This window comes from Amycolatopsis sp. PS_44_ISF1 (assembly GCF_032335455.1).
Lineage (GTDB): Bacteria > Actinomycetota > Actinomycetes > Mycobacteriales > Pseudonocardiaceae > Amycolatopsis.
In genome coordinates this window covers 1,387,886-1,406,720 of sequence record NZ_JANUXO010000001.1, presented here as the reverse complement: position 1 = coordinate 1,406,720, position 18,835 = coordinate 1,387,886, and the positions used below count along the sequence as shown (strand labels likewise).

Annotated in this window: 17 protein-coding genes; 10 read left to right on the top strand and 7 right to left on the bottom strand. The window is 72.8% G+C overall.

Annotated elements, in window-relative coordinates; genetic code table 11:
- Positions 1 to 457: 457 nt before the first annotated feature.
- The 5 genes from NYF13_RS06330 to NYF13_RS06310 all read right to left on the bottom strand — a co-directional run bounded on the left by NYF13_RS06330 (position 458) and on the right by NYF13_RS06310 (position 5,831).
- Positions 458 to 1,147 carry a hypothetical protein gene (locus tag NYF13_RS06330; RefSeq protein WP_315654788.1) on the bottom strand — a complete coding sequence of 230 codons (690 nt, stop codon included), beginning with the start codon at positions 1,145 to 1,147 and terminating at the stop codon, positions 458 to 460.
- Positions 1,148 to 1,244: 97 nt separating this feature from the next.
- Positions 1,245 to 3,083, bottom strand: coding sequence for a dynamin family protein (locus NYF13_RS06325; RefSeq protein ID WP_315654787.1), 1,839 nt, complete (start codon positions 3,081 to 3,083; stop codon positions 1,245 to 1,247).
- On the bottom strand, positions 3,080 to 3,517 hold the full coding sequence (grpE, locus tag NYF13_RS06320) for a nucleotide exchange factor GrpE (RefSeq protein WP_396287244.1): 438 nt from the start codon (positions 3,515 to 3,517) through the stop codon (positions 3,080 to 3,082). The genes NYF13_RS06325 and grpE overlap by 4 nt, the downstream gene beginning before the upstream one ends.
- A gap of 133 nt (positions 3,518 to 3,650) precedes the next feature.
- Complete coding sequence (locus tag NYF13_RS06315) at positions 3,651 to 4,283, bottom strand: hypothetical protein (RefSeq protein WP_315654785.1); 633 nt, start codon at positions 4,281 to 4,283, stop codon at positions 3,651 to 3,653.
- Between the two features lie 36 nt (positions 4,284 to 4,319).
- Positions 4,320 to 5,831: a dynamin family protein gene (locus tag NYF13_RS06310; protein ID WP_315657228.1), complete on the bottom strand. Its 1,512-nt coding sequence runs from the start codon at positions 5,829 to 5,831 to the stop codon at positions 4,320 to 4,322.
- A 211-nt stretch (positions 5,832 to 6,042) separates the two neighbouring features.
- Between NYF13_RS06310 and NYF13_RS06305 the strand changes: the two genes are divergently transcribed.
- The 8 genes from NYF13_RS06305 (at position 6,043) to trmB (ending at position 13,067) form a co-directional block, all read left to right on the top strand.
- On the top strand, positions 6,043 to 7,239 hold the full coding sequence (locus NYF13_RS06305) for a histidine kinase (RefSeq protein ID WP_315657226.1): 1,197 nt from the start codon (positions 6,043 to 6,045) through the stop codon (positions 7,237 to 7,239).
- Positions 7,236 to 7,892 (top strand): response regulator transcription factor, encoded by a 657-nt coding sequence (locus tag NYF13_RS06300; RefSeq protein WP_315654784.1) that lies wholly within the window; start codon positions 7,236 to 7,238, stop codon positions 7,890 to 7,892. The genes NYF13_RS06305 and NYF13_RS06300 overlap by 4 nt, the downstream gene beginning before the upstream one ends.
- A gap of 204 nt (positions 7,893 to 8,096) precedes the next feature.
- Complete coding sequence (locus tag NYF13_RS06295) at positions 8,097 to 9,038, top strand: ABC transporter ATP-binding protein (RefSeq protein WP_315654783.1); 942 nt, start codon at positions 8,097 to 8,099, stop codon at positions 9,036 to 9,038.
- A gap of 27 nt (positions 9,039 to 9,065) precedes the next feature.
- Positions 9,066 to 9,797, top strand: coding sequence for an ABC transporter permease (locus tag NYF13_RS06290; RefSeq protein ID WP_315654782.1), 732 nt, complete (start codon positions 9,066 to 9,068; stop codon positions 9,795 to 9,797).
- Between the two features lie 165 nt (positions 9,798 to 9,962).
- On the top strand, positions 9,963 to 10,871 hold the full coding sequence (locus tag NYF13_RS06285; RefSeq protein WP_315654780.1) for an ATP-binding cassette domain-containing protein: 909 nt from the start codon (positions 9,963 to 9,965) through the stop codon (positions 10,869 to 10,871).
- On the top strand, positions 10,868 to 11,611 hold the full coding sequence (locus tag NYF13_RS06280; protein WP_315654779.1) for a hypothetical protein: 744 nt from the start codon (positions 10,868 to 10,870) through the stop codon (positions 11,609 to 11,611). The genes NYF13_RS06285 and NYF13_RS06280 overlap by 4 nt, the downstream gene beginning before the upstream one ends.
- Positions 11,612 to 11,853: 242 nt before the next feature.
- Positions 11,854 to 12,348 (top strand): hypothetical protein, encoded by a 495-nt coding sequence (locus NYF13_RS06275; RefSeq protein ID WP_396287242.1) that lies wholly within the window; start codon positions 11,854 to 11,856, stop codon positions 12,346 to 12,348.
- Positions 12,349 to 12,371: 23 nt separating this feature from the next.
- Positions 12,372 to 13,067 carry a tRNA (guanosine(46)-N7)-methyltransferase TrmB gene (gene trmB / locus NYF13_RS06270; RefSeq protein WP_315654776.1) on the top strand — a complete coding sequence of 232 codons (696 nt, stop codon included), beginning with the start codon at positions 12,372 to 12,374 and terminating at the stop codon, positions 13,065 to 13,067.
- A gap of 99 nt (positions 13,068 to 13,166) precedes the next feature.
- Here trmB and NYF13_RS06265 read toward each other — a convergent pair whose 3' ends face one another.
- Positions 13,167 to 15,422 carry an ABC transporter permease gene (locus tag NYF13_RS06265; protein WP_315654774.1) on the bottom strand — a complete coding sequence of 752 codons (2,256 nt, stop codon included), beginning with the start codon at positions 15,420 to 15,422 and terminating at the stop codon, positions 13,167 to 13,169.
- Positions 15,419 to 16,129 carry an ABC transporter ATP-binding protein gene (locus NYF13_RS06260; RefSeq protein WP_315654773.1) on the bottom strand — a complete coding sequence of 237 codons (711 nt, stop codon included), beginning with the start codon at positions 16,127 to 16,129 and terminating at the stop codon, positions 15,419 to 15,421. Before NYF13_RS06260 ends, NYF13_RS06265 begins: the two co-directional genes overlap by 4 nt.
- A 246-nt stretch (positions 16,130 to 16,375) precedes the next feature.
- On the opposite strand from NYF13_RS06260, the gene NYF13_RS06255 reads away from it, so the two are divergent.
- Both NYF13_RS06255 and NYF13_RS06250 read left to right on the top strand, forming a co-directional pair.
- Positions 16,376 to 18,109, top strand: a complete 1,734-nt coding sequence (locus NYF13_RS06255) for a sensor histidine kinase (protein WP_396287240.1) — start codon at positions 16,376 to 16,378, stop codon at positions 18,107 to 18,109.
- Positions 18,106 to 18,756, top strand: a complete 651-nt coding sequence (locus NYF13_RS06250) for a response regulator transcription factor (RefSeq protein WP_315654770.1) — start codon at positions 18,106 to 18,108, stop codon at positions 18,754 to 18,756. Before NYF13_RS06255 ends, NYF13_RS06250 begins: the two co-directional genes overlap by 4 nt.
- Positions 18,757 to 18,835: the final 79 nt, after the last annotated feature.

Genomic DNA, 18,835 nt, shown 5'->3' with positions numbered 1-18,835 from the left:
TCTACTCCTGACTTCCGACGACAAAAGAGCCCACACCCCGAACGACTGTGTTCAGGTGCGGGCCTCGTTGCCGGCGACCGAATGGCTTCGCCCACCGGCGGCGAATCCGGCGTGCGGGTTTTTGGGATTCCCCGACTGTAGCGGGATGACCGGCGGGTAACCGAGAGCTGACCTGTCGGTTCTCTCACAAGAACGATAAGGGAATCGATTCAGTTGTCACCGGTTCGGTCTACTGCCGGAAATCTTCTCGCGGGCCGGGTCGCCGTCGCGGCCCCGGGCAACCGTCCGGAAACGCGAACGGACCCGATCACGCGAAATGCGGGTCGGGCCCGGTGTGACGCAAGTTACCCGATCGACCGGGGTCCGGCGGATGCGGAACGCGGCCGGCCTGCTCGGCGGAACGGTTTCCGCAGCGGCTGGGGCCGGGTCGGTGACGGACCGGCGAAGGACGGAAGAATCAGTTGGGGCTGATCCACTGGCCGGTGCCGGAATCGATTTTCGCGACCCCGTTGAGCAACTGCGTGCCGTCGCCGCCCCAGGCCTGGTCGCCCGCGGGATCGGCGGACCCGGCGCCGGACCCGGCCTCGGTCCACTGGCCGGCGCCGGTGTGGTCGAACGTGTGCGTGGTGCCGTCGGCGTCGATCTGCACCGCGATGTCGGCTTCGCCGTCGCCGTCGGAGTCGGTGAACGCGACGGTGCCGCCGGACTTGGTCTCGACGACCGCGGTGTCGTTGTGGCCGTCGTGGTCGGTGTCGACGGTCGCGACCCCGGCGTCGACCTCGCCGCCGGGCAGGTCGGCGTGGATGTGGCCGCCGGTCGAGTCGTCCTGGCCGGGCGCGCCGGTGCCGCCGGGGTGGCCTTCGCCCGATTCCACCCAGGCGCCGCTGGCCTCGTCGTACACGGCCTGGTCGACGACGTGGCCGGTCGAGTCGAGCACCGCGTAGTGGTCGGCGGTGCCGTCGTGGTCGGTGTCGACGAAGTCCTGCGCAGTGCCGTCGGCGTGCTCGACGATCGCGGTGTCGGAGACCCCGTCCTGGTCGACGTCGTAGTTGACCTCGGCCTGGTACTCCTGGCCATCGACGTGGACCGTCATCGCCTCGGTGCCGGCCGCGTCGGTGTCCGTGCCGCCACTCTCGTCGACCCACATGGGAAAAGCCCCCTTTTGCGACCGGGTCTCACCGGCTGTTTCGGTTGTCGGACGTAGGACTCACGTTAGGCCGGTCCGGTTCCCGACCACAACCGGATCACGCCGTCCGCCGCGCCGACTCGCGCAGCGCGCGGATGCGGGCGAGCAGGGATTCCGCCCGGTCACGACCCTCGCTGGCCTCGCGCAGCCGCTTCGAGACGACCGCGATCTTCCGGGCCCGCTCCTGTGCGCCCATCTTGATCGTCCGGTCCACCTCCTTGAGCTCGGCCTCGATCGCCTCGATGCGCCGGGTGAGGGCCTCGTCGAGCGCCATGGACAGTTGCTGCTCGGCCTCGATGAGCTGCTCGGCGACGAGCTGGTCGAGGGTGGAGCGGGCGTCGGCGATGGCCTCGACCAGCCACTGCTTCAGGTGCTGCTTGTCGGCGGCGTGCTTGCGGGTGCGGGCCATCCACCAGCCCGCGCCCAGGCCGATGATGATCGTGGCCGGCAGCACCACCGGGTTCAGGACGGCCACCCCGGCCAGCGGGAGCGCGGCGATCTTGGCCCCGCCGACCCCGCCCGAGATGCCCATGAAGACCAGCAGCCGGTCCTCGGCCGTCGGCGGCTTCTTGTCCGGTGGGCGCAGCACCACGGGCGGTCCGCCGGCCCGGGCGAACTGCGCGCGGATCACGTCCAGCTCCTCGGCGGAGAACAGCTCCGACAGGGCCACGTTCGTCACGTGGTTCAGGCGCTGCGAAAGCAGCATCGAGATCCGTTGCGAAGTGGTCTGCAACGCGATGTCGACCTGCGGTGGCAGCGCGGCCAGCTCCTCGCGCTTGGCCGCCTCGATGCCCCGGCGGAAGTGCGTCTGCGCGTCCCGCATCTGCCGGCTGCTCTCGTGGCCGACCTCGACCCGGGTGCGCTGCACCTCGCCCCGCAGCTTGAGCTGCCAGCCCCGGGTCGACGTGCGGCGCTCGGCCTGGAGCTGGTCGCGGCGGGCCCGAAGCTGCTCCGCCTCGGCCTCGCCCGCGGACAGCGCCCGGCTCTCCGCCCGCAGCTTCGCCTTGATCGCGCCGAGCGCGCTGGAGAGCGCCCGCAGCGTGTTGGCCTCGGCGAGCATGGCCGAACGGCCGACCAGCAGCTCCTGCAGCGCGACCTGGACCGCCGCCACGCCGGACTTCTCCCGCAGCATCGCGGCCACCTGCGGGTTCGGCGCCTTTGCGGCCGTTTCGAACACCCGCGCCGAAACCGGGTGGAAGACGGCGTCGGCGAATCGCGGGGCGTGCTCGGCCAGCAGCCGCCGGTCCGCCTCCAGGATCTCCCGCCAGCCGCGGAACCCGTCCACCTTGGCCAGCACGAACACCACGGTCTCGACCCGGTCGCCGACGTCGCGGAGGAACTGCAGCTCGGTGGAGGTGAACGGGGCCGAGGCGTCGACCACGAACAGCAGCGCGGTCGCGCCGGCCGCGGCCTCCTTGGCCAGCTCGCCGTGCAGCGAGTCCAGCCCGCCGACGCCCGGGGTGTCGACCACCGTCAGCCGCTCCAGCAGCGGCACCGGTCCGCTGACCTCGACGTACCGCGGCGGGATCTGCCCGGCCGGCAGCTCGTGCGTCGCCGAGACCCAGTCGACCAGCTCCGGCAGCGGGATCGGCACCGGTGCGAGCTGGCCGGGGTAACAGGCCTGGGCGCCCCAGCCCTCGCCGTGCTCGAACACCAGGTACGTGGCGGTGGCCACGTCAGCGTCCACAGGGGACAGACCCGGCATCCCGAGCAGGGCGTTGACCAGCGAGCTCTTCCCGCGGTTGGTCTCGCCGACCACCACCACGGACGGCTTGCCCGGCCGCGCCCGGCGCACCTCGTCGACCCACTTGGCGGCCTGCGGGTCGGCCTCGCGGACGAAGGCCGTCAACTGCTCCCGCGCCGCCTGGACCTGGGCGGGCAGGGTGGGCGCGGTCACGGGGCGCGCTTCGCGTAGACGGTGACGACCGGCGCCCGCAGCAACCGTTCGTGATCGGCGAAACCGATCACCTCGGTCTCGGCGACCACCCCGTCGAGCGCCGGGTCGTCGGTGGTGACCGCGCCGCCCGCCTCGTGCCGGGCCGGGTCGAAGCGCTCGCCGTCCGGGCGCAGCGCGGTGACGCCGATGCCGGCCAGCCCGTGCTCCAGCCGTTCGGCCACGCCGCCGCTGCGGGCGCGGTCGAGGGCGTAGAGGCAGAGCTTGATCAGGGCCTGGCGGTCGGCCAGCGCCCGGCCGAGGTCGGCCGGGGCGAGGTCACCGGGGGCGGGTGCGACGTCCACACCGGTGTCCGACGCGGCCGCCTCCGAGGAGGTTCCCCCGGTTTCGGGGCCCGGGTCCCCGGGACCGACTTCCTCGCTGCGAAACCGAGCCACAACCCTCACCCCCTGGTCCTTCGCGCCGACCGGCCCACCCAGTGTGCGGCAGACCGGCGCCGCCCGGGTGCAGCACCCGGGATCGAGTCCGGCGGATCGGGCATAAGGCCAGGTGCAAGCGTTTGCGCGGACCTCAGGCCAGCTCCTGGATCACCGCGCGCATGGCCGCCTCCAGCGCCGGCGGGTCCTCGGCGAAGCGGGACGAAACGAGGATCTGGTCCTCCGCCGTGCGGGCCCAGACGCGGCCCGCGACCGAGATCTCGATGACCGACAGCCGGAACGGGTGGGCCCGGCGGCCGAGGTCCACCTCGGTCTCGCGGACGAGCTGGCCCAGCCGGTCGCCGGCCAGGATGTGGCGGCGGTAGAAACCGGGGGCGGCCGGGTCCCGGCCGTCTCGCAGGCCCGAGCCGCGCGCGGCGGCGAAGTGCCGGGACGCGGCGGGCGCGAAGTGCTGGGCGGCGCGGTCGATGGCCGAGCCGTCACCCGGCACGGGGCGGCGGAAGCGGCCTCGCGGCGCGCGGGGGCCGGGCTCGCCCCGGCCGCGCAGCGAGGTCAGGAGGTCGTTCCACCAACCGGCCCACTGCGCCTGGACCTCGGCCCGGTCGACGGCGGGCGGGATGCGCACCGGCACCGCGGGCTCCACCGGGGGCAGCACCTGGCCGTCTTCGACCGAGAGCGCGAGGACGTCGCGGAGGTACAACGCGATGTCGACCTCGAGTTCGCTCCCCCAGGACGCCCGCCACGAAGTGGTGTTCTCCACGTGCACGAAAGCCAGCCTACGCCGAAACCGGTGGCGGCCTCGTCACTCGCGGATCTGTTGCCAGATCAGGAAATACGCCCGGTGGACGACGTGCGCGACCCGGCTCTGCGCCGGCGTCGCGCCGAACGAGGCGAACGACCGCCACCAGCCCGCCCGCTCCAGCGCGTGCGCGGCGAGCTGTGGCCGCGGGGCCCCGGGAAGGCCGAGCTGCGCGCCGAGGTCGGCGTTGCTGCCGACGCGCAGCACCTCCTCCGCCAGGTCCTCCGGCATGTCGACGGCCCCGGAGGCGACCAGCGTCAACGCTTCCAGCAGCCGCAGCGCGTGCGCCTCCGGCTTGGCGAGCAGGACCTCGATGGCGTCGTGCACCCGCTGACGCTCGCCCGCGTCGCCGGACGCGTGGGCCAGTGCGGTCACCGAAGCGAGGGCGGCCGCGGCCTTGATCCCGTCCGCGCGCGCGGCGAAGACGATGGACAGCCGTTGGCGCACGGCGTCCAGGCCGGAAGCGTCGAGCAGCTTCCGCCGCAGCGCGCCCGCGGTGACGGCCGGGTCCGCGCGGATCGCGTCGACCGCGCACCGGACGCCGAACAGGTCCAGCTTCTCCAGCAGCCGCAGGCGGAGGCCGGCGGGCACCTCGCACTCCCAGCCGGTGAAGATGTCGGCCGAGATCAGCATCGTTTCCAGCACTTCTTCGTCCAGCCCGGCCAGCTTCCGCAGCGCCTCGGCATCGGCGGAGGTGAAGCCGCCGGACTCCGCGGACTCGGCCATCAGGCCGATCACCGGCAGCACGTCGGCCACCCGCGGCTTGAGCGTGACCGCCTGCTTGGCCGCGAGCATCGTCGCGGCCTTCCAGACGTCGCCGCCGGAGCCGGCCACCGACTCCGCCACGATCGTGTCCGCCTTGTTCAGCACGGCGATCGCGTTGACCGGGCCCGCTTCACGGCTCGCGGTGGCGGCGGTGAACGCGGCGAGCGCCTGCTGGTCGTCCGCGCGCACGCCCTGCGTCACCACGTACAGCACCGCTTCCGCGCCCGCGACGGCGTTGCGCGAGGTGTCGTCCAGCTCGTCGGTGTCCTTGTGAGTGCCCTCGTCCGCCTCCTTGGCCGCGCCCAGCAGCAGCTCGGTGCGCGAGACGGACGCCGCGTCGAGCGAGCCGAGGCCCGGGGTGTCGATCACGGTCATGCCCTGCAGCACGGCGTTGGTCAGGTACGCCTCGAGGTGCGAAACCTCGCCGATGTCCACCCCCAGCTCGGCCGGGATCGAGCCGTCGGCGGCGAAGGGCAGCACCTGCTTGCGGCCGTCGGTGAACACGACCTCGACCCGGTCCACCGTGCCGTACTGGAACCGGGTGACCAGCCGGGTGCACTCACCGATGTCGGTGGGCGCGACCCGGCGCCCGATCAACGCGTTGACCAGCGTCGACTTGCCCGATTTGATCCGCCCGGCCACCGCCACCTGCAACGGCGCGCCCAGCCGGCGCAGCACCTCGGCGAAGCCCGCGGCCGTGCGCGGGGAGACCTGCGACTGGAGCCGGTGGCAGAGGTTGGCCACCGACATCGACAGCGGGCCCGCGAGGCGCCCCTGCTCCGCTGCCGTCACGGCCCGGCCCCCTCCCGATTCGTCTGCGAAACGCGCGCCGGGAAATCGTGCCATGCCGGTCATCCTCGGGTCGCACCGAAGGTGCTACCGGCGGCCGACGCGCCGGAGGCCCGCGCCGACTTAAGGTTGACGCGTGCGAAGACTCAGCCTGTGGATGCGCGCCCACCCCATCGCGGGGGACACGCTGCTCGCCGTGCTCCTGGGGCTGGTCGACGTCCTGTTCTTCTTGAGCGGGGTGCTGTCCGAAGGCGGGCTGAAGCCGCAGCCGTGGTTCGTCGCGATCCCGGTCGACGCGCTGATGGTGGTGCCGCTGGCGTTCCGCCGCCGGAGCCCGCTGTGGTCGGCCTACGCCATCCTGCTGGTCAGCATCGCGCACACCACGCTGCAGCTCGGGATCTCCGGCGTCTTCGCGATGGCGATGAGCCTGTACTCGATCGTGGTCTACGTCGGGCGCAAACAGGGGCTGGTCTACCTCGGCGCGCTCGCCGTGCTGAACACCGTGGAGATACTCACCGACGAGCGGACCTCCGGGCTCGGCGAGGTGCTGTTCACCATCTTCGGCCTGGCGCTGTGCTGGACGCTCGGCGAGTTCGTCGGCGCGCGGCGGGCCTACCACGAAGAGGTGGAGGCACGCCTGCACCTGCTGGAGACCGAGCGCGACCAGGCCACCCGGATCGCCGTCGCCGAGGAGCGGGGCCGGATCGCGCGCGAGCTGCACGACGTGGTCGCGCACTCGGTGAGCGTGATGGTGGTGCAGGCCGACGGCGCGGCGCTCGCGCTGCCGAAGAGCCCGGAGCTGGCCGGTCGCGCGCTGCAGACGATCTCCGAGACCGGCCGCGGCGCGCTCGGCGAGCTGCGCCGGCTGCTCGACGTGCTGCGCGACGACGACGGCGACGGCGAGCCCCGCGTGCCCCAGCCGGACGCGGGCGCGCTGGCCGAGCTGACCGAACGGGTGCGCGCGGCCGGGGTGCCGGTGGAGCTGGACGTGGGCAACGACCTGGCCGACCTGGCGGACCTGCCCGCCGGGGTCTCGCTCGGGCTGTACCGGATCGTGCAGGAATCGCTGACGAACACGCTCAAGCACGCGGGCCGGGGAGCCCGCGCCGAGGTGCGCGTGCGCCGCGTGGGCGAGACGGTGGAGGTGCTCGTCCTCGACGACGGCGCCGGGCGGGCGAACCGGTTCGAACCGGTCTCGGCGCACGCCGGGCCGTCGAAGAAGGACCCGCGGCTGGCCGTCGCGGGCGGGAACGGGCTGATCGGGATGCGGGAGCGCGCGAACGTGTACGGCGGAACGCTGGAGGTGGGCCCCGTGCCCGCCGGTGGGTGGCAGGTGCGGGCGGTACTGCCGGTCAGGCTGACGCCGTGATCCGGGTGGTGGTCGTCGACGACCAGGAGCTGATGCGCGTCGGGTTCCGGATGGTGCTGGGCGCGCAGGACGACATCGACGTGGTGGGCGAGGCCGGCGACGGCGCGCAGGCCATCCGGCTGGCGGCCGAGCTGCGCCCGGACGTCGTGCTGATGGACGTGCGGATGCCGGTGCTCGACGGGGTGGAGGCGACGAAGCGGATCGTCGCGGCCGGCACCGCGCGGGTGCTCGTGATGACCACGTTCGACCTCGACGAGTACGTGTACTCGGCGCTACAGGGCGGTGCTTCCGGGTTCCTGCTCAAGGACACGCAGCCGGACCACCTGGTCTCGGCCCTGCGCGCGGTGGCCTCCGGCGACGCCGTGGTCTCGCCTTCGGTCACGCGCCGCCTGCTGGACCGCTTCGTCGGCACGGGCGGCTCCCCGGTCCGCGACGCGCGCGAGCTGGACGTGCTGACCGACCGCGAGCGCGAGGTCCTCGTGTTGATCGCGAAAGGACTGTCCAATCTGGAGATCGCCGAGTCGTTGTTCCTCTCCGAAGCCACGGTGAAGACCCACGTCGGCCGCATCCTGGCCAAACTGGACCTCCGCGACCGGGTGCAGGCCGTGGTGCTGGCGTACGAGACCGGGCTGGCGCGGCCGGGGCTCGGCTGAAAAGCGCCTCGGTCTCAGGGGGATCTCAGGGTCGGCTCAGGGAGGTCACCGATCGCCGGTCGACTGTCCACACGATTGGGTACTACTCAGGTCGGGGGGCCGGATGGGCCCACAGGATGACGCCAAGACCGGTCCCGCTGGGTCACGATGGTGCCGGTAAGAGCACGAGGGTGAACGGCAACGGCCGTGATAGAGGGAGCAGGGATGATCGAGGCATCAGGTCTCACCAAGCGCTACGGCAGCACGGTCGCGGTGAACAACCTGTCGTTCGGGGTGGCCGCGGGGAAGGTCACCGGCTTCCTGGGCCCGAACGGCGCCGGCAAGTCCACCACCATGCGCATGATCCTCGGCCTGGACAACCCGAGTTCGGGCCAGGTCCGCATCGGCGGCAAGCGCTACCACGAGCTGAAGGACCCGCTGCGCACCGTCGGCGCGCTGCTGGACGCGAAGTGGGTGCACCCCAACCGCTCCGCCCGCGCGCACCTGGCGTGGATGGCCAAGTCCAACCGGATCCCGGCCTCGCGGGTCGAGGAGGTGCTCGACACCGTCGGCCTCACCAGCGTCGCGGACAAGCGCGCCGGCGGGTTCTCGCTCGGCATGTCGCAGCGCCTCGGCATCGCCGCCGCGCTGCTGGGCGACCCCGAGGTGCTGCTGTTCGACGAGCCGGTGAACGGCCTCGACCCCGAGGGCATCCTCTGGATCCGCAAGTTCATGCACCGGCTGGCCGAGGAGGGCCGCACGGTCTTCGTCTCCAGCCACCTGCTCTCGGAGATGGCGCTGACCGCGAGCGATCTCATCGTGATCGGCAAGGGGCAGCTCATCGCGCAGTCCACCACGGAGGAATTCGTGGCGCGCGCCGCGGAGAACACCGTGAAGGTGCGCTCACCGCAGCTTCCGGCGCTGCGCGAGCAGCTGGTGCACGCCAGCGCGCAGGTGACCGACTCCGGCAACGCGCTCGTGGTGTCCGGAATGGACAGTGACAAGATCGGCGAGCTCGCGGCGTCGGCGAACATCGTGCTCCACGAGCTGAGCCCGCAGACGGGCTCGCTGGAGCAGGCCTTCATGCAGATCACCGGCGACTCCGTCGAGTACCACACCGGGTTCGAGGCCGAAGCGCAGCCGGCCGCCCAGCCCCACGCCCGCTGACCACCCCTTCTTCGAGGAACCGGACTCATGACTCTGCTCGCGGTTGAACGCATCAAACTCTTCACCACCCGCTCGCCGTGGTGGTGCGCCCTGATCGCCATCGTCCTCACCGCCGGCTTCTCCGCGCTCATCGCGGGCGCCTCGCCGTCGGACGAGCCGGTCGGCGTGTCCACCACCCAGGCCGGCTACCAGTTCGGCATCGCCGTGATCATGGTGCTGGCCGCGCTTTCGGTGACCACCGAGTACCGCTTCGGCACCATCCGCACCACCTTCCAGGCGGTGCCGCACCGCGGCTCGGCCCTCACCGCCAAGGCCGTCGTCGTCGCGCTGGTCGCGCTGGTGATCGGCGAGATCGGCGCGTTCGGCGCCTGGGCGCTGGGCTACGCCATCCGCCCGTCGTCCGAGCTGGTGCTCGACAGCGGGGCCAAGTGGATCAACGTGGCCGGCGTCGGCGTGCTGTTCGCCCTGGCCGCGGTGATCGCGGTGGCGGTCGGCATCCTGATCCGGCACAGCGCCGGCGCGATCGCGCTGCTGCTGATCTACGTGCTGGCCGTGGAGAACCTGGTCACGCTGATCCCGACCATCGGCCCGAAGATCCACGAGTGGCTGCCGTTCACCGTCGCCGACAAGTTCCTGCGCGGTACCGGCAACGACACTTCCGCGGCGCTCTCGCAGGGCGGTTCGCTGGCCTACTTCGCCGCTTTCGCGGTGGTGATGCTGGCCATCGCCATCGGGGTCGCGAAGAAGCGCGACGCCTGAGACCCGCACAGGGAGGTTCGCGACCGGGCCGGGCGGGGGCCGAAGGCCGGGTCGCGAACAGGGGGAAAAAGGGGATAAAGGAAAATCCGGGTCGCCGAAATTCGGGGGGCGGCCCGGATTTCCCGTCGGCCGGTAGAGTTCGCGCGAACCGGGAGGGGAGCGCGCGTGCTCGAAGCGAAGGGGCTGACGAAGTCCTACGGCGACACCACGGCGGTGAACGATCTGACGTTCACCGCCGAGGCCGGCCGGGTGACCGGGTTCCTCGGGCCCAACGGCGCCGGCAAGTCCACCACGATGCGGCTGCTGCTCGGTCTCGACACCCCGACGGCCGGCACCGCGCACGTCGACGGCCGTCCCTACCGCGAGCTGCGTGATCCACTCCGGACGGTCGGCGCGCTGCTCGACGCCACCTGGCGCCACCCCGGCCGCAGCGCCCGCTCGCACCTGCGCTGGCTCGCGGCCACCAACGGCCTGCCGGACCGCCGCGCGGACGAGGTGCTGGAGCTGGTCGGGCTCGATTCGGTGGCCAAGAAGCGCGCGGGGGAGTTCTCCCTCGGCATGCTCCAGCGGCTCGGCATCGCGACCACGCTGCTCGGCGACCCGAAGGTGCTGCTGTTCGACGAGCCGGTGAACGGGCTCGACCCCGAGGGCGTGCACTGGATCCGGCAGCTGATGCACGCGCTCGCCGCCGAGGGCCGCACCGTGTTCGTCTCCAGCCACCTGCTGCCGGAGATGGAGCAGACGGCGCAGGACCTGGTGGTGATCGGCCGCGGGCGGCTGATCTACCAAGGCACGATGCAGGCGTTCGTGGACCGCGCCGGCTCACTCGGGGTGTGGGTGCGCACCCCGCACGCGGACGCGCTGCGGGCCGCCCTGCGCGAGCGCGGCGCGGAATTCACCGAGGAGCGGGGCGCGTTCGTCGTCTCCACCTTGGACAGTGACGCCGTCGGCGAGCTGGCCCACCACGCCCGCGCCACGCTGCACGAGCTGAGTCCGCTCGCCGGGTCGCTGGAGCAGGCGTATCTGGGGCTGACCGGCGAAGCGACCGAGTTCACCACCGGGGGACCGCGATGAACGTCCTGCGCGCCGAGCGCATCAAGCTCTTCAGCACCCGGGCGCCGTGGTGGTGCGGCCTGCTCGCGGTGGCCGCGCCGCTCGGCTTCACCCTGCTGTTCTTCCTGCTGACCGGCCCGGAGATCACCGCGGACGTCGGCAACACCCAGCTCGCCACCGGGATCGGCCGCACGGTCGCGCTGGTGCTGGCGGTGCTCGCCGCGACCTCGGACTCCGGCTGGGGCACCCTGCGGCTGACCTTCCAGGCCGTGCCCCGGCGCGTGCCGGCGCTGCTGGCCAAGGGCGCGGTGGTCTTCCTGCTGTGCGCGCTGCTCGGGCTGCTGGCCGGAGCCGGTTCGTGGGGGCTGGCCGCGCTCGCGCGCCCGGACGCCGACCTGGCGCTGCGCACCGCGGCCGACTGGCGGCTGGTGCTCGGCCAGACCGTGACCTTCGCGCTGACCGGGCTGCTCGGCGTCGGTGTCGGGCTGCTGCTGCGCAGCACCGCGGCGGCGCTGACCCTCGTGCTCGTGTGGACCCAGCTCGTGGAGGGGCTGGTGCTGCTGATCCCGAAGGTCGGCGCCGACATCTACCAGTGGCTGCCGTTCTACGCGGCTTCGCAGTTCGCCGGTGGGGATTTCACGAGATCCGCACTGAAACTGTCGCCGCCGTTGGGACCCTGGGGTTATCTCGGGTATTTCGCCGCGATCTGCGTGGTTTTCTTCGCGGCCGGAGTGATCACCGCGGACCGCCGCGATGCCTGATCGTGCCCCTGCACGGGCTTTCCGCTCGCACATCCGGCGAATGGATTAAGACCGCGTAAAGCGCTGTGGCTTCTCTCACACGGAGCGGACATGATGTCGAAGTCCCCACCATATTCGAAGTAACGCGCGAACCCGTCTCAGCTCCGCGGAGGTGAACCTTGACGGTGGACGCTGATCAGGGACTGGAAAGTCCCATCCCCTCGGCCCGCAACGAAGCGGCCCCCCGGCCCCGGCTCGAGCCGATGCTGGACCTGGAGTGGTCGCAGGCCATCGAGTTGCCGCGGTTCGCCCTGCCCGCGGACCGCCCCGGCGATCTCCGGCAGGCGTGGGTGCACCGCGCGGCCGAGGACGTCGTGCTGGCGCTGTTCCGCCGGGCCAGCGGTCGCGAGGGCCCGCTGCCCGCGCCGTGGTGGCTGCGCGCCGTGGCGAGCGGCCGGCTCGAATCGCGGGAGCTGGGCTTCCGCATCGAGGACCGCATCGCGCAACTGCTCACCCGGCGCCCGGGCTGGGAGTTCGTGCCCTGGGCGGCCGACGGCGAGTCCGGCTACTGGGAGTTCATGCCGTCCGAGCGCGGGAAGTCCGGTCACTCCATCCCGACCACCGTGGTGAACACCGACCGCCACGACGGGTGGATCGACGTGCTGCCCGCGCACTCCGGCACCACTCCGGAGCCGATCCCGGTCGCCGGTCTGGCCGGGCTGCGGTCCCGGCTGGGGGAGTTCGAAGCGGTCCGCTAGAGCACCACCCGTATGTTGGGCCGGTGGAGAACGAGGACCAGCCACGGCTGCGCAGCGTGGTCAGCTACGTCAACCGCGGCGGCCGGATGACCGTCGGCCAGCAGCGGGCCTGGGAAGAACTGTGGCCGCGGCTGGGGCGCACGGTCACCGGGCTGGCGCCGGGGCCGGTGGACTTCGGCGGGTGGTTCGGGCGCGAGGCGCCGGTGCTGCTGGAGATCGGCTCGGGCATGGGCGAGACCACCTCGCAGCTCGCGGCGACCGCCCCGGAGCTCAACTACGTGGCCGCCGAGGTGTACGAGCCCGGGCTGGGCCAGCTCATGCTGCGCGCGGAGAAGCTGGGCGTGGAGAACCTGCGCCTGCTGCACGGTGACGCGGTGATCCTGCTGACCGAGCACGTCGCACCGGGCGCGCTCGACGGCGTCCGGCTGTTCTTCCCCGACCCGTGGCCGAAGAAGAAGCACCACAAACGACGGATCGTGCAGCCCGCGTTCGTCGCTCTGGTCGCTTCGCGGCTCAAGCCCGGCGGCACCTTCCACCTGGCGACGGACTGGGAGAACTACGCCGAGCAGATGCTCGAGGTCTGCTCCGCCGAGCCCACGCTGCGCAACCGGTACGAAGGCTGGGCCCCGCGGCCGGACTGGCGGCCGGTGACCAAGTTCGAGCAACGCGCCGACCTCGTCGGCCGCGAATCACACGACCTGATCTTCGAAAAGCGCTGAAGCTACCCCGAAGGACGGGCCGTGGCCGGGTTTCCCACCCCGGCCACGGCCCGCTCCACCCCGTCCGCCCGGCCCCGACCCCCGGGCGGACGGTGGCTCCTACTCGTCGGCCAGCGGTTCCGCCTGCACCCGCTTGAGCGCCGGCGTGCAGACCGAGGCCCCGAGCAGGGCCACCCCGATCCCGAGCACCACCGGGGCCAGCAGCCACGGGCTGAACACCACCTCGTTGGGCTTGACCGTGTGGAACAGCCCCATCCCGACCAGCACGCCGACCACCCCGGCGCCGATCGTGGCGACCAGCGCGGGCAGCGCGGCCTCCACCCGCAGGGCCCGGGAGAGCACCCGCACCGGCGTGCCCGCCGCGATCAGCGCGCCGAACGTCCGGCGCCGGTCCATCACCGAGCCCGCCGTGGCCACCGCGGCGCTGCACCCCGCCAGCACCCCCGCGGCGATCAGGCCGATCACGGTGACCCGGCGCAGGTCGTCGAGCTGGGTCTGCTGGCCGCCCAGGTGCAGGTTCCGGCTGCCGATGTCGACCCCGATCGCGGCCGAAGCCAGCGCGGTGCGCACGATCTCGCGGTTGGCGTCCGTGGTCGGGGCGATCACCGTGGTGTACCGGGGCGTCACCCCGGCCGGCAGCGAAGACGGGTCGAGCACGTACGAGCCGTCGGTCGACTTGTTCTCGTCGTAGGCCTTCATCGGCACGGGGCCGAGCGGCCGGCCGGGCTCGGACCCGTCCACCTCGCCGACCACGGTGAGCCCGGAAGCGTCCATTTTGTACGGTGCGTACAGGCCGGTGCCCGCGGCGCAGTCGGCCGCGGTGACCCCGAGCCGGGTGAGCCGCGCGGCGTCCGAGCAGGTCATCACGAAGGCCCGTTCCACGGTCTGGTCCCCTCCGGTGCCCTGCGTGAGGTACACGGTGTCGACCGCCAGCGCGCGCTCCGGCTGGCCGTAGCGGGCCAGTGTGGCGTTCGCCCGATCCACCATGGTCTTCGCCTGCTGCGAGCCGGTGTCGGCGTACAGCACGGAGTCGGCGAACGGCCGCCCGCCACCGGCGAGGGAGTCGAACGAGGGCAGCAGCGTCAGCGCCATCGAGCCGGTGAACACCGCGAGCACGATCCCGGCCGAAGCGCGGTACGCGCCCTTCGGGTCGTCCCGCAGCCGGCGCCCGGCCAGCAGCGACGAGGGCCGTCGCCAGATCCGCACGAACGTGCCGCCGACGGCCGAGGTCACCCACGGGCCGACCACCATGGCCGAGCCGACCAGCAGCAGCAGGCCGAACAGCACCATGGTGGTGCCGTCCTGGCTGTGCCCCGCGGTCACCACCGCGTAGAGGAAGAACGCGCCCGCGATCGGCAGGGCGAGCAGCCGCCACCAGCGCAGTGGCTTGACCGCGTGGCCGCCGGTGGCGAACAGCGGGTTGCGCAGCACCCGGCGCAGGCCGAGCACCCCGGCCAGTACCACCAGGGCCGGGATGGCGAGCACGATGAACGCGGTCAGCCCGGCCGGCCGGCTGAAGTCCGCGGCCAGCCAGGTGCCGCCGGCCCACGGGACGAAGGTCGCCAGGCCGTGCAGCGCCGGGCTGATCCCCAGCCCGAGCACCGCGCCCACCCCGGCCGACAGCACGGTCTCACCCGCCACCATCGACAGCACCTGGCCCGGCGTCGCGCCGGCGAGGCGGAGTGCGGCGAGACGGCGTTCCCGCCGGGCCGCGGTGAGCCGCGCCGAAGACGCGACCAGCACCAGGCTCGGGACGAGCAGCACGATGATGCCGACCCCGGACAGCATCGTCAGCAGTCCGTCGGGCTGGGCCTGCCGGGTGGGGAAGGCGCTGACCGGCCGCAGGCTGTTCTTGGCCGTCCCGCCCGCGCCCTCGCCCGGGTTGTGCCCGACGAACGCGACGAGCTGCTCCGGGTACCGCAGGGCCTGCTCGCCGAGCGCGGCGACCGGGCGGCCGAAGCGGTCACCGAGCTGGTCGGCCGGGGTGGTGTTGAGCAGCCGGCCCAGCTGGGGCGAAACGAGCACCTCGCCCGGGCCCGGTAGCCGGGGGATCCCCGGCGGCAGCTTCAGACCCGCGGTGTCCCCCTCGGGGGAGACGTCGACGCGGGTGATTTCCCGGCCCTGGAAGTAATCCGTGGTGCTGCCGATCAGCAGGACCGGCTTGGCGTGGTCGTCGTAGTTGTAGGCGGACTGCCATTCGGCGCGCTGCTCGCGGATCTGCGTCGCGTACGGCAGCGAGGCGAGCAGCAGCACCAGCCCGGTCGCGACCGCGACGCCGAGTGCGGTGAGGATGGCCGAGGTGCGCGTCCGCCGGTCGACGCGGAGCACGCGCAGGGCGAGCTGGACGGAGTTCATGCCGCGAGCCCGCCGTGGGCCGGCCGAGCCGCGATCAGCCCGTCGCGGATGGCCACGGTCTGGGGCATGGACTCGGCCAGCTCACGGTCGTGCGTCACCACCAGCACCGCCGCGCCGGACTCGCGGGCGGCGCCGAGCAACGCGTTCATCGTCTCCTGACCGGTGCGGCTGTCGAGCGCGCCGGTCGGCTCGTCGGCGAAGATCACCTTCGGCCGGTGGGTGAGCGCCCGGGCGATGGCGACGCGCTGGGCCTCGCCGCCGGACAGCTCGCCGGGGCGGCGGCCCTCCTTGCCCCCCAGGCCGAGGCGGGCCAGCCACTCGCGGCCGGCCCGGACCGACTCGCGCCGTCCGCGGCCCGCGAGCAGCGACGGCAGCGCCACGTTCTCCTCCGCCGTCAGCTCGGCCACGAGCATGCCGGACTGGAACACGAAGCCGAACTCGGTGCGCCGCAGCTCGCTGCGCTTCTTCTCGCCGAGCTGGTCGATCCGCCGGCCGGCCAGGTGGATCTCGCCGCTGTCGGCGCGCAGGATGCCGGCCAGCACGTGCAGCAGCGAGGTCTTGCCGGAGCCGGACGGGCCCACGATGGCGATCGCGTCCCCGGCCCGGACGTCGAGGTCGACACCGGCCAGCGCGTACTGGCCGCCGTACCGCTTGACCAGGCCGCGGCCCGACAGCACCGGGCCGGTGGTCCACTGTGGATCGTTCATCCGGGGGTCTCTCCTCGTGACAGTTCGAGTACGCCTGCGACGAGCTTCACGGATCGGCCCCGGTGTCCACTTCGGGCAGACGGCCGGTCCGGCCGCCCCGGCATCGGCCGATCGGCCGATCCCGCTCGAACCACCTGGCCCAGGTGCGCCCGCCCCCGGATCCTCTACCGTTCTGCTGTGTCCGGAGACCCGCCCCGCAGTCAAGCCCTCGCCACGCGCGCCGCCGAGCTGGTGCGCCGGCTCGGTATGCCGGTGGTCGTGCTGGTCTGCGCGCTGGCCTTCGACCTGCTGTTCCTGACCGACGCGGCGCTGGACGGCTCCGGCCCGCGCGGCATCGACTTCGAGCTGCTGCCGGGCATCTTCGCGATGGCGGCCTGCGCCCTGTGGGCCCGGCGCCGCGCGGCCGTCGCGGCGGGGGCCGGCTCGGTCGTGCTGGTGTTCTTCACCTTCTTCGTCCACTACCTGCGCGCGCCGGCCTATTCGAGCGTGCTGCCCTACCTGTCCATCACCGAGGTGGTGGCCGGGGTCGAGCTGGTCTACTACGCCGCCCGCCGCGCCCGCCCCGGCGTCGCGTTCTCGGTGATCGCCGCCCTCGTGGTGGGCGCGCTGACCGCGGTCTTCGGCCGCTCCCCGTACGGCGACCTGAACGGCAGCTCGTTCGCGCAGGCGATGCTGTTCGGGGTGGCGCTGCTGGGCACGGCCGTGCTCATCGGCACCGCGGGCCGGACCTGGACCGGTCCCCGGGAGCAGCGGCTGCGCCGGATCCGGCGGCTCAACGAGCTGGTCCGGGGGCAGTGGCCGCTGATCGCGCTGCTCGCGTTCGCGCTGCTGTTCGAGTTCGACTTCACCTACGGCAGCGCCGCCCGCGGCTTCCCGATCCTGCTCTGCTCGCTCGCGGCTTCGGTGATCGCCGTGCTCTCCCCGCGGCGTCCGGCCGCGGCGGTGCTCGGCCTGGCCGGGGTGCTGGCGCTCTCCACCATGGTCACCCCGTTCCTCAGACTGGGCTCGGACTACGAACTGCTGGGCGGGGTCGCCCCGGCCCAGGTCGTGGCCGGCCTCGGCGTGGTGATCAACCTGGTCCGGGCCGTCCCGCTGGCCCGGGCGTGGCCCCCGATCGCGACGCTGTCCGCGGTGGTCGCGGTCGCGGCGGTGGTGAACTCGGTCCGCACCCGCACCCGGGTCCCCCAGCTGCAACTGCGGTTCGAGACGTTGTCCCCCTTGGCCATCTTCGCGGTGCTGCTGCTGGGCATCGCCATCGCGATCGGCCTGTTCCTGCGCTCGCGCGACTCCGAGCGCAACCAGGTGATGCGGTCCGCGGTCAGCGACGCGCAGACGGCCGAGCGGATGGCGCTGGCCCGCGAGCTGCACGACGTGGTCGCCCACCACGTGACCGGCATCGTGGTGCAGGCCCAGGCCGCGCGGATGGTCGGGGAGAAGAGCCCCCAGCTCGCGGTCGAGGCGATGGGCCGGATCGAGGACGCCGGGGTCGAAGCGCTGGCGGCGATGCGGCGGCTGGTGCGCAGCATGCGCGGCGACGCCCCGTCCGGCTCGACCGAGTTCAGCGAGCAGGCCACCACCGACCTGGCCGCCGACCTGAAGCGGCTGGTCGAGGGCGGGAGCCACGGCGTGCCCACCGCACTGGGCCTCGACCTGCCGCCGGACCTGCCGCACGAGGTCGGCCGCTCGGCGCTGCGGCTGATCCAGGAGTCGCTGACCAACGTGGGCAAACACGCCGCCGGGGTCACCCAGGCGCGGGTGCGGGCCGAGGTCGTCGGCCGGCAGCTGCACATCCGGGTGACCGACGACGGCCGCGAGCAGGTGGACCGGCCGGTCGGCGGCTCCGGCGGTTACGGTCTGGTCGGCATGCGCGAGCGCGTCGCCCTGCTGCACGGGCGGCTCACCACGGGACGCGGGCCGGACGGCGGCTGGCACGTCGAGGCGTGGCTGCCCCTCGAGGCGAACGGGGATGAGGACGAGTGATCCGGGTACTGATCGCGGACGACCAGGAGATGGTGCGGATGGGCTTCCGCATGATCCTGGACGCCCAGGACGACATCGAGGTGGTGGCGGACGTCGCCGACGGGGTGTCGGCGGTGTCCCGGGCCCGCGAGCTGCGGCCGGACGTCTGCCTGCTCGACATCCGCATGCCCGGCCTCGACGGGCTGGAGGTGACGCGCCGGCTCGCCGGCCCCGACGTCACCGACCCGCTGAAGGTCGTGGTCGTGACCACCTTCGACCTCGACGAGTACGTGCACACCGCGCTGCGCAACGGCGCCAGCGGCTTCCTGCTCAAGGACGCGGGCCCGGCGCTGCTGATCGAGGCCATCCGCGCGGCCGAGCGGGGTGACGCGCTGGTCTCGCCGCAGATCACCGTCCGGCTGCTCAAGCACTTCGACGGCGGGCCCAGGCGGCGGGACACCGCGCCGCCTTCGGAGCCGCTGACCGCCCGTGAGCTGGACGTGGTCAAGGCCGCGGCCCGTGGTCTGACCAACACCGAGATCGGCACCGAGCTGTACCTGTCGCTCTCCACGGTGAAGACCCACCTGGCCTCGGTGCAGGGCAAGGTCGGCGCGCGCAACCGGGTCGAGATCGCCGCCTGGGCCTGGCGCAGCGGCGTGGTCGACTGAAGGCGGCGGGGGCCTGAACGCCGGTGGGAACCGGCGTGAACACTCCTGGGCTTGTTGCCGGGGGAGAGTGGGACGTCCG

What these genes read in the sequence shown, in the direction of transcription:
- NYF13_RS06310 (WP_315657228.1), bottom strand. Translation starts at nt 5,831, where the DNA reads ATGTCGGTGGCCAACCTCTGCCACCGGCTCCAGTCGCAGGTCTCCCCG.
- NYF13_RS06280 (WP_315654779.1), top strand. Translation starts at nt 10,868, where the DNA reads ATGAACGTCCTGCGCGCCGAGCGCATCAAGCTCTTCAGCACCCGGGCG.
- NYF13_RS06290 (WP_315654782.1), top strand. Translation starts at nt 9,066, where the DNA reads ATGACTCTGCTCGCGGTTGAACGCATCAAACTCTTCACCACCCGCTCG.
- NYF13_RS06265 (WP_315654774.1), bottom strand. Translation starts at nt 15,422, where the DNA reads ATGAACTCCGTCCAGCTCGCCCTGCGCGTGCTCCGCGTCGACCGGCGG.
- NYF13_RS06255 (WP_396287240.1), top strand. Translation starts at nt 16,376, where the DNA reads ATGCCGGTGGTCGTGCTGGTCTGCGCGCTGGCCTTCGACCTGCTGTTC.
- NYF13_RS06330 (WP_315654788.1), bottom strand. Translation starts at nt 1,147, where the DNA reads ATGTGGGTCGACGAGAGTGGCGGCACGGACACCGACGCGGCCGGCACC.
- NYF13_RS06295 (WP_315654783.1), top strand. Translation starts at nt 8,097, where the DNA reads ATGATCGAGGCATCAGGTCTCACCAAGCGCTACGGCAGCACGGTCGCG.
- NYF13_RS06260 (WP_315654773.1), bottom strand. Translation starts at nt 16,129, where the DNA reads ATGAACGATCCACAGTGGACCACCGGCCCGGTGCTGTCGGGCCGCGGC.
- NYF13_RS06275 (WP_396287242.1), top strand. Translation starts at nt 11,854, where the DNA reads ATGCTGGACCTGGAGTGGTCGCAGGCCATCGAGTTGCCGCGGTTCGCC.